Genomic DNA, 16077 nt, shown 5'->3' on the forward strand with positions numbered 1-16077 from the left:
TTGTTCAGACCTTCCCTAAGGCTTGGCCCCGATGGGCAAATGTGGCTTGCCAGCACGACTGGACTTCAGCGCTGGGATCCAAAGACAGATGCTTTCGTCATGGTGCAAGGCGCGCCTTCCTCAACGAATTATGTGGTCCGCTTCACCGACTCAGGTGTGGTGTGGATCGGGCTGATGGGCGAGCTGCGGCGCTATCTCTGGGATGGCACGCGACTTACACACCTGGACACCATCGGCGGAGCGCAGGATTTCCCAATGGTGGCACCGAACGGACTTGTAGTCGACGCAGCGGGCGTGGCCTGGGTGTCGAGTGCGCGCGGTCTGATCAGGGTGGACCCTGCCAGCAAAATGGTGCGGATCTACGGTGTGCATGACGGGCTTCCCAATCAGCAATTTCAGGAAAACACGCTTGTACAAGCAAAGGGTGGGCAGATTCTAGGCGGAACGCCTGATGGTGTTGTGCTGTTTGACCCAGCTCAAATGCGTCCGAACACGCGCCAACCGCCGCTGTTGATTGAGCGGGTGGGGTTGCGCCGTGGAGAGCGCGGACTGGATGTGACTGGCGTTGAGCCGCTAGAACTGCAGGATGGCGATCGCGACCTGCATATCGTCGCGCGCATGCCGACCTTTACGCATTCGGAGTCGACTAGCTACCGCTTCCGCCTGAGCGGCTACGACCCGGACTGGATCGATGTCGGGCCCAGTGGCGAGCGCCTGTTTTCGCGTCTGCCTTCGGGCCGTTACACGCTGGAAGTGCAGGGGCGCACCGCAGACGGTATCTGGTCGGCGAGCCAGACATTACGTTTTCAGGTGTTGCCGCCATGGTGGCTGTCGTCGTGGGGTTTAAGCCTGCTGGCCTTGCTGACGGTGTGCGTGATCGCCGCCGCCATCTTGTTGTACCGCCGTCGGTTGCGTCGCTTGAATGCGTGGCAGCTCGCGATGCACAAGCAGGAAGTGGCCGAGCAGGCGTCTCTGGCCAAGACGCGTTTTCTGGCGACGCTGGGCCACGAAGTGCGTACGCCGATGACGGGGGTCTTGGGCATGAGTGAGCTGCTGCTCAAGACCTCGCTGGATATCAAGCAGCGCAGTTACACCGAGTCCATCCGCCGCGCGGGCGCGCATTTGTTGCGGTTGGTCAACGATGCGCTGGACCTTGCGCGCATCGAATCCGGACGGCTGGAGCTGGATGTGGAGCCGTTTTCGGTGCGTCAGCTCGTGGCTGAGGTCGAGGCGTTGATGGCGACACTGGCGCAGGAGCGTGGCCTGCGCTTCAGCCTGGAAATCGGGCTGCTCGGCGACATCACTGCCAGCGGCGATTGCACCCGTATCCGGCAGATCCTGCTCAATCTGCTCAATAACGCGATCAAATTCACCGAGCGCGGCGTGGTCGGTTTGAAGTTGACCACGCTCGGTTCCTATCAAGGCCTGCGCTTTGAAGTGGCCGACACCGGGCCCGGCATCAACGTCGAACAGAAAGCGCGCCTGTTCCAACGCTTCGAGCAAGGCGATGGTGCCAGGACCACTTCGCGCTACGGCGGCAGCGGCTTAGGTCTGGCGATCTGCCAGGAGCTGGCGATCGCCATGGGCGGGCAGATCGAGGTGATCAGCCGGCTGGGTGCGGGGACGCGCTTTGTGGTGGAGTTGCCGCTGCGCTGGGTGGCTTCCAACGCCGCACTCGGTGGCCAGACCGCGCATGCCGAGACGGCTGTCAAACCGCAGCGCATCCTGCTGGTGGAAGACGACCCGACCATCGCCGAGGTCATCGTCGGCCTGCTGCAAGCGCAGGGACACTCGGTCGTGCATGCCCCGCATGGCCTGGCGGCGTTGACCGAAGCGGCCGACAACACGTTCGATCTGGCGCTACTGGACCTGGATCTGCCCGGGCTGGATGGCTTTGCGTTGGCACGGCAACTGCGGGTATTCGGCTACGACATGCCGTTGATTGCCGTGACTGCACGCGCCGATGAGGTCGCCGAACCAAGTGCGCAGGAAGCGGGCTTCGACGCCTTCCTGCGCAAGCCGCTCACTGGCGACATGCTGGCCGACAGCATTGCCGAAGCGTTACGTCGCAAACGCTAACAAGCCGTGCCGATGTCCTGTCACCGGAGCAAACGCTCAGGTGTCATGCGGCGCGTTCGCCCGCATTGGGCTGCTCGAACAGCGATGCGGGTCGCGATGGTCTCGGCAGGCGAAAGGGCGTTGCAGGTGTCCTGCCAACCGAAGCGCGGCGGGCGGTCGCATCGCATGCAGGCTTCGGCGGATGCATTGTTGGGTCCGCTTCCCGCAAACCCTGTAGCGTGCAGTGGACTGACCAATGACCCTGCCGCACATGCGTCTTGCGGCCTGAGCGCACGCGCAGAACGCGCGTAGCGTGCTTGCCCGCATCGCGCGTGGCCCGCACTATGCGCCGACTTGTCGTGAAGTTGATCCGGTGCGCTTTCTATCCTGCTTGCCCCATCGGCTGCTCGCTGTGCTCTGGGTGTGCCTGTGTCTGGCAGTGCTTCCGGTGCAGGCGCGTACGCCCGCAACACCGGTGCCCATCCAGCTGACGATCGCCGACGGGCTGCCGTCGGACACGATCAATCAGTTGGCCGAGGACAAACAGGGATATCTGTGGCTTGCCAGCGATGACGGCTTGGCCAGATTCGATGGCCGCAACTACCGGATCTGGCGGATGGAAGATGGCCTGACCAGCAACGTGGTCTGGACCATCTGTGTCGATGCCGACGATCGGGTGTGGATGGGTTTCGAGGACGGCGGCGTCGGCTATCTGGAAGCGAACACACGCACGTTCAAACGACTGGAAGATCCGCAGTTCCCGGAATTGCGCGACGCCACCCTGTGGTCATTGGCGCAAACGCCCAACGGCGATATCTGGATCGGCACCGCCAAGCAAGGCCTCTATCGTTACCGGCCCGACGGTCGCATGCAGCACTTTTCTGCAAAGGCCGGCGATGCCGCCAGCTTGCCGTCCGACAATATCGTTGGTCTGGAAGTTGCGCCCGACGGCGGCCTGTGGATCGGCACCTGGGGCGGGCTTGTGCACTGGGATGGTCGACGCCTGGAGCGCGTGCCGCTTCCGGGCCCGTCCCAGTCGGTCAACAGAATGTACAAGGAGCCCGATGGCAAGGTGCTCTGGATTGCCGATTTCGACGGCAACCCCGTCCGGTTCAACACCGTCGGGCGGCCCACGGCCCGCCCCTGGCAAAGCGGTACGGACACCGCGCAGGTCAGAGGCGTCCTGCTCCGTGATCGGCTCGGGCGCTACTGGCTGGATACCGCCACCGGCCTGGGGATGAGTACCGGCGATGGTGGCGTCGAACGCGTGCCGGTCTACAGTTTTTCAGCGCACGGTCTGGTCAACCGGAACTGGATCACCGCCTATCAGGACCGCGAAGGGGGTCTGTGGTTTGCCAGCCTGGAGGGCGGGCTGTGGCACCTGCCTCCGCGCTGGGATACCTTCGCGCTGTTTTCGCATCGCGCAGACGATCCGCAATCGCTCGCCAACCCCTCGGTCGTTGCGACGGCGGCCTCGATCACGGGCGGGATCTGGCTGGTCGGCACCCGTGGAACCCTTGAGCATTTCGATCCCGTCACCGGCCGCGTCGAGCCACGCCTGGCCTCGGTCGATCCAGAGCGCATTCCCGATACCGTCATCGAAAGCAGGCGGGGAACGGTCTGGATTGGCGTGCAGGAAAGGCTGGTTCGATACAACCCGCAGACAGGCGAGGTCAGGCGTTGGCCACTGCTCGGGCACAAGGAGTCCGCAGCCGATCTCGAAGATGTCGGCAGGCCTGGCAGGATGGCCGAAGATGCGCAAGGCCGCATCTGGGTGGCGCTGCTCACGCACGGGGTGCAGCTGTGGAGCAGCGAGGGCCAGCTGCTCAGGACGCTCGACTATGGAAGCCATGGGCTGAAGGCGTTGACTGTTCTGGACATGCGGATCGGGCCGGATGGGCAGATCTGGCTGAGCAACAATGCCGGGCTGTGGCGATGGGATCCGCATGCCGACCAGTTCGTTCCGGTCCGCGGCGCGCCGTCCCTGCCGACCTATGTGTTTCGCCAGGGAGATGGGGGCATCGTCTGGATCGGATTGGCCGGACAATTGCGGCGCTATCTCTGGGACGGCAAGCAGCTCACGCATCTGGATACGGTGGGAAAGGAGCAGGAGTTCCCGATGGTCTCGCCGACCGGCCTGGTGATCGATGCCGGTGGCGTGGCCTGGGTCTCCAGTCATCGTGGGCTGATTCGGGTCGACCCCGGCAGCAAGCTGGTGCGTGTGTACGACGTGCACGACGGACTTCCCAGTTCGCCCCTGCAGGTGGCCACGCTGGTGCAGGCAAGCACGGGGCAGATCCTGGGCGGCACATCCGACGGCATCGTGGTGTTCGATCCGGCCACGATGCGTCCGAATCTGCGCCGACCGCAGCTGTTGATCAAACGTGTCAGCTCGCGACGCGGCGAGCGCGAACTGGATGTCACCGGCAAGGCGCCGCTGCAAGTGCAGGACGGCGATCGCGACCTGCATATCGTGGCGCGGATGCCCACGTTTACCAATCCCGAATCCACCAGTTACCGCTTCCGCCTCAGTGGCTACGATCCGGACTGGATCGACGTGGGCTCCACTGGCGAACGGTTGTTTTCGCGCCTGCCCTCCGGGCATTACACGCTGGAAGTGCAGGGGCGTACCGCAGATGGCATCTGGTCGGCCAGCCAGACATTACGTTTTCAGGTGTTGCCGCCATGGTGGCTGTCGCCGTGGGGTTTAAGCCTGCTGGCCTTGCTGACGGTGTGCGTGATCGCCGCCGCCATCTTGTTGTACCGCCGTCGGTTGCGTCGCCTGAATGCCTGGCAGCTGGCCGTGCACAAACAGGAGCTGGCCGAACAGGCGTCTTTGGCCAAAACGCGTTTTCTGGCGACGCTGGGTCATGAGGTGCGTACGCCGATGACGGGTGTGTTGGGCATGAGCGAATTGCTGCTCAAGACCACGCAGGACCCCACGCAGCGCAGCTACACCGAGTCGATCCGTCGTGCGGGGGCGCATCTGTTGCGGCTGGTCAACGATGCGCTGGATCTGGCGCGCATCGAATCGGGCCGGCTTGAACTGGATTTCCAGCCATTTTCGGTGCGTCAACTCGTGGCCGAGGTCGAAGCGCTGATGGCGCCGTTGGCGCAGGAGCGCGGGGTGCGTTTCAGCCTGGAAATCGGGCTGCTCGGCGATATCACCGCCAGCGGCGATTCCACCCGCATTCGGCAGATCCTGCTCAACCTGCTCAATAACGCGATCAAATTCACCGAGCGCGGGGTGGTCGCGCTGAAGCTGACCACGCTCGGTTCCTATCAAGGCCTGCGCTTCGAAGTTGCCGACACAGGCCCGGGCATCAATGCCGAACAGAAGGCGCGATTGTTCCAGCGCTTCGAGCAGGGCGACGGTGCCAAGACCACTTCACGCTATGGGGGCAGTGGTCTGGGCCTGGCGATCTGTCAGGAGCTGGCGATGGCGATGGGCGGGCATATCGAGGTGATCAGCCGGCTCGGCGCCGGGACGCGCTTTGTGGTGGATCTGCCGCTGCGCTGGGTGGCGTCGAATGCGACGCTGGACGGCGAGGTGGCGCATGCCGCCAGCCCTGTCGATCCGCAGCGCATCCTGCTGGTGGAAGACGACCCGACCATCGCCGAGGTCATCATCGGCCTGCTGCGCGCGCAGGGGCATTCGGTGGTGCATGCGCCGCATGGTTTGGCAGCGCTGACCGAAGCGGCCGACAACACGTTCGATCTGGCATTGCTGGATCTGGATCTGCCCGGGCTGGATGGCTTTGCGTTGGCGCGGCAGTTGCGCGTCTTCGGCTACGAGATGCCGTTGATCGCGGTGACCGCACGCTCCGATGAAGCCGCCGAACCGAACGCGCAGGAAGCGGGCTTCGACCGTTTCCTGCGCAAGCCGCTCACCGGCGAGATGTTGGCCAACACCATTGCCGAGGCGTTGCGGCATGCCCGCGCACGTGATGGGGCGTAGCCGCGGCGGAAGTGACAGCGCGCCAGCGCAGCACCTACTGGGCAACCGCTTCCACTTCCTTGGGGTGCGGCCGCGTCTCGGCCAGCTGCCAGAAGATCAACGTCGACGACAAGGTGATGCCGCCCACGCACAGGAAGGTGGCATGCAAGGCGGCGGTAGCCCCATGCGTATCGCCCAGATGCGTATTGAATGCAGCCAACAGACTGCCCGCTGCCGCAGCGCCGAAACCGGTGGCCAGCATCATCACCATCGACAGCAGACTGTTGCCGGGGCTGGCCTGGTCGCGGTCCAGATCGCGCAGGGTCACGGTGTTCATGACCGTAAATTGCAGTGAATTGACGGCGCCAAAGCAGGCCAATTGCACCAGGCGCAGCCACAGCGGCTGGCCGATATCGATCAGCGCAAAGCTGGCCATGGCCACGCCCACCAACACGGTGTTGAGCATCAGCACACGTCGATAGCCGAAGCGTCCCACCAGCTTGACCGCCGCGCGTTTGGCGGCCATGCCCGCCAGCGCCACCGGCACCATCATCAGCCCGGCATTCATCGGGCTCATGCCCAGGCCCACCTGCAACAGCAACGGAATCAAGAACGGCATCGAGCCGCTGCCCACGCGTGCGAACAAGTTGCCCAGAATGCCGATGCGGTAGCTCGCCACCTTGAATAGCGCCAGCGGAAACAGCGCGTTGGCGGTGTTGCCCGCATGCAGCCAGTAGCCGGCCAGTGCGGCGAGCCCGCCGATGGCCAGCAACATCACAAACGCATGGCGTAGGCCGAGTTCGGAGATGCCATCCAGCGCCAGCGACAACGCCACCATGCCGAACGCCAGCATCAGGTAGCCGACCAGATCGAAGCGCTTGCGTGCATCGCCGTAGTGGTCCGGCATGATTTTCAGCGCAGCAATGAACCCGATCGCCCCGATCGGCAGGTTGATCAGGAACACCCAGTGCCACGAGGCGACTTCGACCAGCCAGCCGCCCAGGGTCGGGCCGATCAGCGGGCCGATCAGGGCGGGAATGGCGATAAAGCTCATCGCGCGCAGGAAGTCTGCGCGCGCCACCGTCTTGAGCACCGCCAGCCGCCCGACCGGCAGCAGCATCGCGCCGCCGATGCCTTGCACCACGCGTGCGGCCACCAACTGCGGCAGGTGTTGCGCTGCCGCGCACAGCAGCGAGCCCAAGGTGAACACGATGATTGCGGCCAGGAAGGTGCGCCGCGTGCCGAAGCGGTCCGCGATCCAGCCCGAGGCGGGGATGAACATCGCCACCGCCAGCGCATAACTGAAGACCACCGACTGCATCTGCAGCGGGCTTTCGCGCAGGCTGCGCGCCATCGACGGCAACGCCGTGTTGACGATGGTCGCATCCAGCATCTGCATGAAGATCGCCAGCGATACCAGCCACAGCAGCGGCTTGATGGTGGCGTAGGCGCGCGAGGTGGGGACGGGTTGAGACATGGGGGCTTGGCCGGAGGAACGCTGCATTATCGCTTCCCTGCTGTGCACGGCGCGGAACGCTGTGTGCGACCCCCAGGCATGCCTGCGCCGGCACCCTGCGCCGTGATGCAGGCGCAACGCCGACGGTACACGCGCAGCCACATCGGTTTATCGCACTGGCGGCCCTGGGTGCAGGTGTGAATCACGCGATGCGTTTGATGGCACGACGCGTCCGCCACCGATATGCCGGCAGGCGGTGCGAACATGCAGAACCAGCGGGCCGATTCGGTTGCGCAACAGGCGACCCAGCAGTGCCAAGGTGCGCACGGGCACGGGCACGGGCATTGGCCGGGTCCGTGCAACCCGGCCCGCGCGATGTCGCGCTCAGCGCCTGCTCAAGCTCTGCACCGCCTCCACCAGCACACCCACGTGCTCGGGATTCATATCCGGCGACATGCCGTGGCCGAGGTTGAAGACGTGGCCTTCGCGTGAGCCGCCGTTGCCCTGAGCGTAGCTGTCCAGGGTCTTGGCGACTTCGCTACGGATCGCTTCGGGCGAGCCGTACAGCGTGGCCGGGTCGAGATTGCCCTGCAGGGCAACGCGGCCGCCCGCCCGTTGGGCGGCGTCAGCCAGCGAGATGGTCCAGTCCACGCCCACGGCTTCGGCACCGCTGGCGGCCAGATCGGCCACGTAGGCGCCGTTGCCCTTGCCGAACAGCACCAGCGGGGTGCGCTCGGCCCCGGTGCCGCGTTCCAGCTCACGCGCGATGCGGGTGAGGTAGGGCAGCGAGAATTCGCGGTACATCGCCGGCGAGAGCACGCCGCCCCAGGTGTCGAACACCTGCAGCGCCTGCGCGCCTGCAGCGCGTTGGGCGGCCAAGTAGGCGATCACCGCGTCGGTGACGGTGCCGAGCAGGTGATGCAGCAGCTCAGGCGCGTTGAAGGCCATCGCCTTGATGCGTGCGTATTCCTTGCTGCCGCCGCCTTCGATCATGTAGCAGGCCAGCGTCCACGGGCTGCCGGAGAAGCCGATCAGGGGCACCGAACCATCCAGTTCGCGGCGGATCACCCGCACCGCATCCATCACGTAGCGCAGCTCGGTTTCCATGTCCGGCACGCCCAGACGATGGATTGCGGCGGCATCGCGCACCGGGTGGCGGAACTTGGGACCTTCGCCTTCGACAAAATACAGCTCCAGGCCCATCGCATCGGGAATGGTGAGGATGTCGGAGAACAGGATTGCCGCATCCAGCGGGAAGCGCTGCAGCGGCTGCAGGGTCACTTCGCAGGCGATGTCCGGATTCTTGGCCATGCCCAGAAAGCTGCCGGCGCGCGCGCGCGTGGCGCGGTACTCCGGCAAATAGCGGCCGGCCTGGCGCATCAACCACACAGGGGTGCGGTCCACGGGCTGACGGTTGAGCGCGCGCAGCAGGCGATCGTTCTTGAGCATGGGGAAGTGTGTCCTCAGCGCGGCGCGTCGTCGGCGCCGCCGGTGATGAGTTGGAAACCGCGTTTGAGTTGGGTGTCGCGCGCCTTGTCGAAGGCGCGGTCTGCTTCATCCTGTTGCAGGTACTGGTCGCGTCGCAGTTGCGTGCGTCCGCCGATCTCGCCGGTTTCGCGCAGCAATTCCCAGCCACCGAACAGATCCGGTTGCAGGGTCAGCTGGACGTAGCGGAGCGGCGCGTTACCGCCGGGATCGTGTTGTAGAAGGATGCGCATGCGGCCGATTGTAGCCGGGCGCTGCTGAAGGCTGAGAGCAGTGGCGCGTCCGGGTGTTCTGGTTGCGAAGGGAGCCTCGTTGGGCGTCCATGCTTGCCGGTGCGCTTCCGAGCGAGTTTTCGACCGCTGGAGCAGACGGTGGCAGGCAGTGCGTAGGAGCGCACCTGGGCGCGATAGGGATTTATCGGGAAGGCCCCATCGCGTCCGGGGCACTCCCACAAAATAGTGAGCGTCGTGGCGATCGACGGCAGCTGGGTGCGGGCGTCCAGCGTGCCGTGCCTTATCGGCCGGCTGGCCTTATCCCGCCAGGATCTCCAGCACCGCGGCCTCTTCCACATCCGGAACCACCTCGGCCTTGCCGATACCGCGCCACAACACCAGGCGCAGGCGGCCGGCGATGTTCTTCTTGTCCAGGCGCATGCGTGCGAGCAGGGCCTGAGGGGCCAGGCCGGGCGGGATCTCGGTGGGCAGGTCGAAGTCGTGCAGCAGCGCGCGCAAGGCCTCGGTGTCCTGTGGATCGCTCATTCCCAGCGCGGCCGACAGGCGCGCCGCCAGCACCATGCCCACTGCCACGGCCTCGCCATGGTTGAGGTTGTCGTTGCCGGGCGCGCCGTAGCCTTGCTCGGTTTCGATTGCGTGACCGAAAGTGTGGCCCAGGTTGAGCAATGCGCGCTCGCCTTTTTCCAGCGGGTCGCGCGCCACGATCTCGGCCTTATGCTCGCAGCTGCGGGCGATGGCCTGCGCCAGCGCCGCTGCATCGCCATCGAGCAGGGCGCGGCGTTCGGCATGCAGCCACTGGAAGAACAGCGGGTCGCGGATGGCGCCGTACTTGATCACCTCGGCCAGGCCGGCGCGCAGTTCGCGTGCGGGCAGGGTGCGCAAGGTGTCGGTGTCGGCGATCACCGCGCGCGGCGGATGGAAGGCGCCCACCAGGTTCTTGCCCTGCGGGATGTCCACCGCGGTCTTGCCGCCGACCGACGAATCCACCATTGCCAGCAGGCTGGTGGGCAGTTGCACGCAATCCACGCCGCGCATCCAGCACGCTGCCGCAAAGCCGGCCAGGTCGCCGACCACGCCGCCGCCCAGCGCGAACACGCAGGCGTCGCGGGTGGCACCGAGTTCGGCCAGTGCGGTGATCGCAGAACCAAAGGTCTCCAAGGTTTTGGAGGCTTCGCCGGCGGCAATGACCAATTCGCCGACCTGCAGGTCCGGCCGCGCGCCCAACAAGGCGGCGCGTACGCCGGCCGCGTAATGCGGAGCCACCTGCGAGTCGCTGAGCAGCAGCGCATGGCGGCCGCGCACATGGCTGGCCAGGCGCGCACCGTCGGCCAGCAGGCCCGGGGCGATGGTGATGGTGTAAGGCTGCGCACCGTCGACATCGACGCTGCGCGAGGAACGGGAAAGTGTCATGCGGGGTTACTCGACATGCGCCATTGCGCGGCCAGGCGCAGCACCAGCTGCGCGGTGGCCTCGGCGGGGGAAAGATGATCGGTTTCCAGGCTGAGATCTGCGACCTGGTGATACAGCGGCGTGCGGTGCGCGGCCATCGCATGCAGCACCTGCTCGCGGTCGGCGCGTTGCAGCAGCGGGCGATTGCGGTCGCGCGCCAGCCGTGTCAATTGCGCCGGCACACTGACATGCAGGTACACCACGAACCCACGCGCGCAGATGCGCTCGCGATTGCGCGGATCCAGCACTGCGCCGCCACCGGTGGAAATCAGTTTGTTGTCCTGTTCCAGCAGCGCCTGCAGGGTTTGGGCCTCGTGCTGCCGAAACCTGGCTTCGCCATGCTGCTCGAAGATGGCCGGGATGCTGCTGCCCACCTGTTCGACGATGGCCTGGTCCACATCGACGAATTCCAGCCCGAAGCGCTCGGCCAGGCGACGGCCGATGCAGCTTTTTCCGGCGCCCATCGGGCCGACCATCACGAGATTGGGTGCGGGGTTCATGCACAGGGATCGTAGCATTCACGCCAGCGGGCCGGGCCGATGGCACGGCGCAATGGCTGTCCTCAACCACGCCAACCGCGTGCCGGTCCGGCGATTCGATCGCGGTGCATAGGCGAAGCGCGGGAGATGCGCCCACAATAGGCGTCCATCTGGCTGCCACGCACCGTCATGACCGATCTGTACGCAGAAGCTCTTGCCACCTTCGCTGCGCTGTATGCCGAGGCGCACAACAGCGCCGAACTGGAAGCCAGCGCGATGACCGTGGCCACCGCCAACGTGGATGGCCGGCCGAGCGCACGCACCGTGTTGCTCAAGGCCTTCGACGCGCGCGGGTTCGTGTTCTACACCCATCTGGACAGCGCAAAGGGCCGCGATCTGCAGACCCACCCGCAGGCGGCGCTGTTGTTCCTGTGGCGCAGCCTGCGCGAAGCCGGCATCCAGGTCCGCATCGAGGGCGGCGTGCAGCTGGTGAGCGCGGACGAATCCGATGCGTACTTCGCCTCGCGCCCGCGCATGAGCCAGATCGGCGCGTGGGCCTCGCGGCAGTCGCAGGCGCTGGGTTCGCGCGAAGAGTTCGATGCGGCCATTGCCAAGGTCGAAGCGACGTTCGAAGGGCGCGAGGTGCCGCGCCCGGATGGCTGGGGCGGGTTCAGGGTGGTGCCGCAGGCGTTCGAGTTCTGGTACGGCGCCAAGTTCCGTCTGCACGAGCGCTGGCGCTACGATGCCGACGCGGCCAGCCATTGGAGCAAGCGGATGCTGTATCCGTGAGGCAGTCGCCCGGCATGGGGCGACACGCCAGCTGAACGGGCGGTTTGCTCGCCTGCCGCGCGCCTGGCCAGCTGACTTTCGGCCCTTTCTGCCGGTCACGGGCAGTCTGTAGTATGTCCGGTCGCTGCAGGACATTCGCTGCATCACCACCACGGCATGACCAAAGGACAGGACATCGTATGACGCAGTACACCACCGTCGAATTGCACGGCCTGCTGGCCGAGCGCTACCGTGGCCAGCCGATCCAGGTCGAACTGATCGACGGCCTGGAGCCGGCCATCAATCTCACCCTGGCCGACCACGGCGACATGCAGATCCAGGTTGCCGCTTCCGGCTCGCAGGTTTTCGTGTCCACGCTGCTGGCCCATGCCGAGCACGTCAACGACCGCGCCGCCTTCAACGACGCCTGCCTGCGCCTGAATCCGCTCAACCCCTTGTCCAACCTGGGCCTGGTCCAGGTCGACGGCAAGGACCGTTATGTCGTGTTTGGCGAGCTGTCGGCCTCCTCGACGCTCGACCAGATCGACGAAGAAATCCAGACCCTGGCGGCCAACACGTTGGATGCCGCCGAATCTCTCAAGCCGTTCTTTTCCTAAAGGCGTGTTGTCATGAGTATCTTTTCCAAGCTGATCACGCTGCTGCGTGGTACCGCACACGAAACCGGCCAGAAGGCCGTCGACGCCAATGCGCTGCGCATCCTGGACCAGGAAATGCGCGATGCCGGCGCCCAGCTCACGCGCTCGCGCGAAGAGCTCACCAAGTTGATGGCGCAGAGCAAGCTGGCCCAGCAGAAGATCGACGCGCGCGCCGGCAAGATGGCCGAATACACGCGCTACATCGAAGGTGCGCTGGCCAAGAACGATGAAGCGCTGGCGCACGATGTGGCGGTCAAGCTGGCCGCGCTGGAAAGCGAAGACGCAGGCGACAAGGCTTCCAAGACCGCGCTGGACCAGTCGGTGGTGACGCTCAAGGCCACCATCCAGAAGACCGAGAACCAGCTGCGTGGCATGCGTCAGCAGATCGATACGGTCAAGGCCACCGATGCGGTGCAGAAGGCGCAGGCCGCCATTGCCGCGCGCCATTCCGGTGCCAGCAGCAAGATGGGCTCGGCGCTGGAATCGCTGGAGCGCATCAAGGCGCGTCAGGCCGAGACCTCCGCGCGCATCGAATCGGCCGAAGAACTCGAAGCGTCCAGCGGCGATGGCGATCTCAATCGGCGCCTGGCGGCGGCTGGCCTGATGGAAGGCGAGTCCAATGCCGCTGCGGTGCTGGCGCGCTTCAAGAAGCCGGCTGCGCAGCTGGGTCACGAGAATGCCGGCGGCACCGCGCCGCTGATTGGCCAGGTGCGCGACGTGCAGCAGGTTCCGCGCAGCGACAGCTGATCCATCGCACGGCACAGGATGCGCCATGATCATCGTTGGACGGCTGTTGCGGGTCCTGCAGCGCCACGTGCGCCGCGTCAGCTGGGGCACGGTGGCGCTGGCACTGCTGGCGCACATGGGGCTGAGCTGGTTGCTGCTGCTGTGGGCCGGCGAGCAGAAGCTCGTCGGCCTGGACGCGTTTCCGTACTACTACATGACCACTGCCACCACCATCGGCTACGGCGACCTGTCGCCGGGCTCGGTCGCCGGGCGCTATATCGCCGCGTTCGTGTTGATGCCGGGCGCGGTGGCGTTGTTCGCCACGGTGCTGGCCAAGACCAGCGGGGTGCTCATCACTTTCTGGAGGCGCCACCACATGGGCAAGATGGCCTATGCCGATCTGCGCGGGCACACCATTCTGATCGGCTGGCAGGGCGCAGCCTCCATGCGCCTGCTGGAATTGCTGCTGTCCGACACCGCCACCGATGACGAAGGCGTGGTGCTGATTGCCGAGGGTGTGGCGGAAAATCCGATGCCCGACCACATGCGCTTCATCGCCGCCGAGTCGTACACGCATACCGAGGTGTACCTGCGTGCCGGCATTGCCGGCGCGGCGCGGGTGATCGTCAACCCGCCCTCCGACGACCAGACCCTGGCAGCCGTGTTCGCGTTGATGGCGCATGCGCCGGCCGCGCATATCGTGGCGCACTTCGATTCGGCCAGCGCGGCGCGATTGGTCAACTGCCATTACCCAGCCATCGAGTGCACGCGTCCGATGACCGCCGAGATCCTGGCACGTGCGGCGCAGGATCCGGGCAGTGCGGCGATCACCGCCGAGCTGCTGTCGGTAGACGAAGGCCCCACCCAGTTCAGCCTTGCAGTGCCTGCGAGTGTGCAACCACTGGATTACGGCCGGCTTGCGGCCGATTTCGGCCAGCGGGGCGCATTGCTGCTGGGCCTGCGCGCGCCCGATGGCGCGTTGCGCTTGAACCCGCCAGCACGCACCGCAGTCGTTGGCGGTGCGATGCTGTATTACCTGGCCGAGCAGCGCGTGCCGGCACACGCCATCGCCTGGCAGGCCATGCGCAGCGAGGCGTCCCCCATCTCCCCATCGCCACAAGGTGTCTGACGATGAGTTTTTTCAGCAAGTTGTTCGGTCGACCGCAACCGCCGCCGCTGCCCACTTCCGGGAGTGGCGCGATCGGTCACACGCTGCCGCTGGGGCTGCGTGTCGGTGGCCAGGTGGAGATCGACACCACCCTGTACCGCATGGCGCCCGAGGCCATGACCGCCGAGTTGCCGGGCGGGCATCAGGGCATTCCCTGCTACGGTCACGTCAATCTGGGCGATGGCTATGCGCTGCATCGGTTCTATCTGGACGACGATGCGTTCTTGCAGGTCACCACCGTGGGGGGCGATCTGGAAGCGATGAAGGCCTTCGTGTATTGCGAGACGGTGAACCCGCCCAGCAAGCAGGCGTTTCAGGAGTTCGTGATGCAGCACCCGCATCTGGGTGCGGCGCAGATCGAGTACGCCGGCAAACAGTGGCAGCGCGCAACGCAATCCACCGATGACGTGTCACGGATTCCGCCGATCGCCTACGACGAAGTGTTGTACCGCTACCAGCCGCCGCGCCGCGATGGCGATCTGACCCATTACGCCATGCTCTACAGCCGCGATGTGCCGGAGCTGCAGCGCGAAGAATTCTTGCTGGTGACCGGCGAAGATTCCGGCCCCAACGAATTCTGCGTCACCTATGCGGTCGGTATCGATGTCACCGTCGCCGATCTGGATATCACCTGAGCATGCGCGCTCGCCTTCCACCTACCTTGGTCCTGTCATGAACCCGATCAACCTGCAGAGTTTTCTCGCGTTTCTTTCCTATTTCGGTACCGGCCTGGGCGTGTTGATCGTCTCGGTGGTGCTGGTGACCCTGGTCACCCCGCACAAGGATTTCACCTTGCTGCGGCAGGGCAATGTGGCGGCGGCGACAGCGCTGGCCGGCAACCTGATCGGCGTGGCGCTGCCGCTGCATTCGGCCATCACCCATTCGGTGAGCCTGATCGACGCCCTGATCTGGGGCCTAGTGGCCTGCGGCATCCAGGTGGTGGCCTACCTGCTGGCCAATCTGGTGGCCGGGCGCATCTCGCGGCAGATCACCGACAACATCACCGCCGCCGGTATCTTTTCGGCCGGCGTGTCGATCGCGGTGGGGCTGATCAATGCCGCCGCGATCACGCCGTAACGGAGCGCAGGCATGAAGCGATCACGCAATCTCAAACTCACCTTGATGGCCGCGCTGCCGGCCGCCTTCGTCACCGGCTGCGGCTCGGAACCGGAGACCGGTGTGGTGCTGCAGTCGGCCTCGGACTGTTACCAGATCAAGCAGGAACAGTCCGATATCCAGCAATGCCTCAAGGCCTACGACGAGGCGGTGGCCAAGCATCAGCAGGCCGCGCCGCGCTTCACCACGCGCTACGAGTGCGATGCGCAGTTCGGCAGCTGCACGGCGATCACCAATCCGCAAGGGCAGCAGAGCTGGATCCCGCCGATGGGTGGGTTCCTGCTGGGTTATGCCCTGGGCAATATGAGCGGCGGCGGTTATCGCTATGGCGGCTCGATTCCGCTGTATCGCGACTACCGCAGCGGCGGTTACTACAAGCCCAATGGCGATCTGGCCAGCAGCCGCATCGGTACGGTGCGTGGACGCAGCGGCGCCATCGACATGCCCACGCGTGCCATTACCGTGTCGCGTTCGGGCTTCGGTTCCAGCGCGGCGGCGCGCAGTTCGTTCGGCAGCGGCGGGCGCAGCTCGGGGTTCGGCGGCTGA

The 16077-nt window shown here is 65.5% G+C and carries 14 protein-coding genes; 9 read left to right on the forward strand and 5 right to left on the reverse strand.

Annotated elements, in window-relative coordinates; genetic code table 11:
- Positions 1 to 2079 (forward strand): ATP-binding protein (locus J7360_RS08985; RefSeq protein WP_209033708.1); only part of this gene is annotated, 2079 nt, incomplete at its 5' end.
- A gap of 391 nt (positions 2080 to 2470) precedes the next feature.
- On the forward strand, positions 2471 to 6016 hold the full coding sequence (locus J7360_RS08990) for an ATP-binding protein (protein WP_209033710.1): 3546 nt from the start codon (positions 2471 to 2473) through the stop codon (positions 6014 to 6016).
- Positions 6017 to 6050: 34 nt separating this feature from the next.
- Here J7360_RS08990 and mdtD read toward each other — a convergent pair whose 3' ends face one another.
- The 5 genes from mdtD to J7360_RS09015 all read right to left on the reverse strand — a co-directional run bounded on the left by mdtD (position 6051) and on the right by J7360_RS09015 (position 11118).
- Entirely contained in the window at positions 6051 to 7472 is a 1422-nt protein-coding gene (mdtD, locus tag J7360_RS08995) for a multidrug transporter subunit MdtD (RefSeq protein ID WP_209033712.1), read from the reverse strand.
- 363 nt (positions 7473 to 7835) lie between these two features.
- Entirely contained in the window at positions 7836 to 8900 is a 1065-nt protein-coding gene (gene hemE, locus J7360_RS09000; protein WP_007971381.1) for a uroporphyrinogen decarboxylase, read from the reverse strand.
- 14 nt (positions 8901 to 8914) lie between these two features.
- A complete protein-coding gene (locus J7360_RS09005; protein WP_005928169.1) occupies positions 8915 to 9169 on the reverse strand; it encodes a WGR domain-containing protein in 255 nt (84 codons plus the stop codon).
- Positions 9170 to 9466: 297 nt separating this feature from the next.
- Entirely contained in the window at positions 9467 to 10579 is a 1113-nt protein-coding gene (gene aroB / locus J7360_RS09010; protein WP_007965632.1) for a 3-dehydroquinate synthase, read from the reverse strand.
- On the reverse strand, positions 10576 to 11118 hold the full coding sequence (locus J7360_RS09015) for a shikimate kinase (RefSeq protein WP_007971379.1): 543 nt from the start codon (positions 11116 to 11118) through the stop codon (positions 10576 to 10578). The genes aroB and J7360_RS09015 overlap by 4 nt, the downstream gene beginning before the upstream one ends.
- 168 nt (positions 11119 to 11286) lie before the next feature.
- On the opposite strand from J7360_RS09015, the gene pdxH reads away from it, so the two are divergent.
- The 7 genes from pdxH (at position 11287) to J7360_RS09050 (ending at position 16077) form a co-directional block, all read left to right on the forward strand.
- A complete protein-coding gene (gene pdxH / locus J7360_RS09020) occupies positions 11287 to 11886 on the forward strand; it encodes a pyridoxamine 5'-phosphate oxidase (protein ID WP_057662826.1) in 600 nt (199 codons plus the stop codon).
- 179 nt (positions 11887 to 12065) lie between these two features.
- A complete protein-coding gene (locus J7360_RS09025) occupies positions 12066 to 12482 on the forward strand; it encodes a YjfI family protein (RefSeq protein WP_007965635.1) in 417 nt (138 codons plus the stop codon).
- Between the two features lie 12 nt (positions 12483 to 12494).
- Positions 12495 to 13268: a PspA/IM30 family protein gene (locus tag J7360_RS09030; RefSeq protein WP_007965636.1), complete on the forward strand. Its 774-nt coding sequence runs from the start codon at positions 12495 to 12497 to the stop codon at positions 13266 to 13268.
- A 25-nt stretch (positions 13269 to 13293) separates the two neighbouring features.
- A complete protein-coding gene (locus J7360_RS09035) occupies positions 13294 to 14376 on the forward strand; it encodes an ion channel (protein ID WP_209033714.1) in 1083 nt (360 codons plus the stop codon).
- The gene (locus tag J7360_RS09040; RefSeq protein WP_176215062.1) at positions 14373 to 15050 is read left to right on the forward strand and encodes a YjfK family protein; all 678 of its coding nucleotides are present in this window, start codon (positions 14373 to 14375) and stop codon (positions 15048 to 15050) included. Before J7360_RS09035 ends, J7360_RS09040 begins: the two co-directional genes overlap by 4 nt.
- A 37-nt stretch (positions 15051 to 15087) precedes the next feature.
- Entirely contained in the window at positions 15088 to 15492 is a 405-nt protein-coding gene (locus tag J7360_RS09045) for a DUF350 domain-containing protein (protein ID WP_003489536.1), read from the forward strand.
- Positions 15493 to 15504: 12 nt separating this feature from the next.
- The gene (locus J7360_RS09050; protein ID WP_007965639.1) at positions 15505 to 16077 is read left to right on the forward strand and encodes a DUF1190 domain-containing protein; all 573 of its coding nucleotides are present in this window, start codon (positions 15505 to 15507) and stop codon (positions 16075 to 16077) included.

The organism is Xanthomonas sp. D-99, assembly GCF_017746145.1.
In the GTDB taxonomy this organism is placed as follows: Bacteria; Pseudomonadota; Gammaproteobacteria; order Xanthomonadales; family Xanthomonadaceae; genus Xanthomonas; species Xanthomonas cissicola.

Bases quoted from the DNA above. Each gene is read 5' to 3' on its own strand.
- pdxH (WP_057662826.1), top strand. From the start codon at position 11,287: ATGACCGATCTGTACGCAGAAGCTCTTGCCACCTTCGCTGCGCTGTAT.
- hemE (WP_007971381.1), bottom strand. From the start codon at position 8,900: ATGCTCAAGAACGATCGCCTGCTGCGCGCGCTCAACCGTCAGCCCGTG.
- J7360_RS09050 (WP_007965639.1), top strand. From the start codon at position 15,505: ATGAAGCGATCACGCAATCTCAAACTCACCTTGATGGCCGCGCTGCCG.
- mdtD (WP_209033712.1), bottom strand. From the start codon at position 7,472: ATGTCTCAACCCGTCCCCACCTCGCGCGCCTACGCCACCATCAAGCCG.
- J7360_RS09005 (WP_005928169.1), bottom strand. From the start codon at position 9,169: ATGCGCATCCTTCTACAACACGATCCCGGCGGTAACGCGCCGCTCCGC.
- aroB (WP_007965632.1), bottom strand. From the start codon at position 10,579: ATGACACTTTCCCGTTCCTCGCGCAGCGTCGATGTCGACGGTGCGCAG.
- J7360_RS09015 (WP_007971379.1), bottom strand. From the start codon at position 11,118: ATGAACCCCGCACCCAATCTCGTGATGGTCGGCCCGATGGGCGCCGGA.
- J7360_RS09030 (WP_007965636.1), top strand. From the start codon at position 12,495: ATGAGTATCTTTTCCAAGCTGATCACGCTGCTGCGTGGTACCGCACAC.
- J7360_RS09035 (WP_209033714.1), top strand. From the start codon at position 13,294: ATGATCATCGTTGGACGGCTGTTGCGGGTCCTGCAGCGCCACGTGCGC.
- J7360_RS09045 (WP_003489536.1), top strand. From the start codon at position 15,088: ATGAACCCGATCAACCTGCAGAGTTTTCTCGCGTTTCTTTCCTATTTC.
- J7360_RS09025 (WP_007965635.1), top strand. From the start codon at position 12,066: ATGACGCAGTACACCACCGTCGAATTGCACGGCCTGCTGGCCGAGCGC.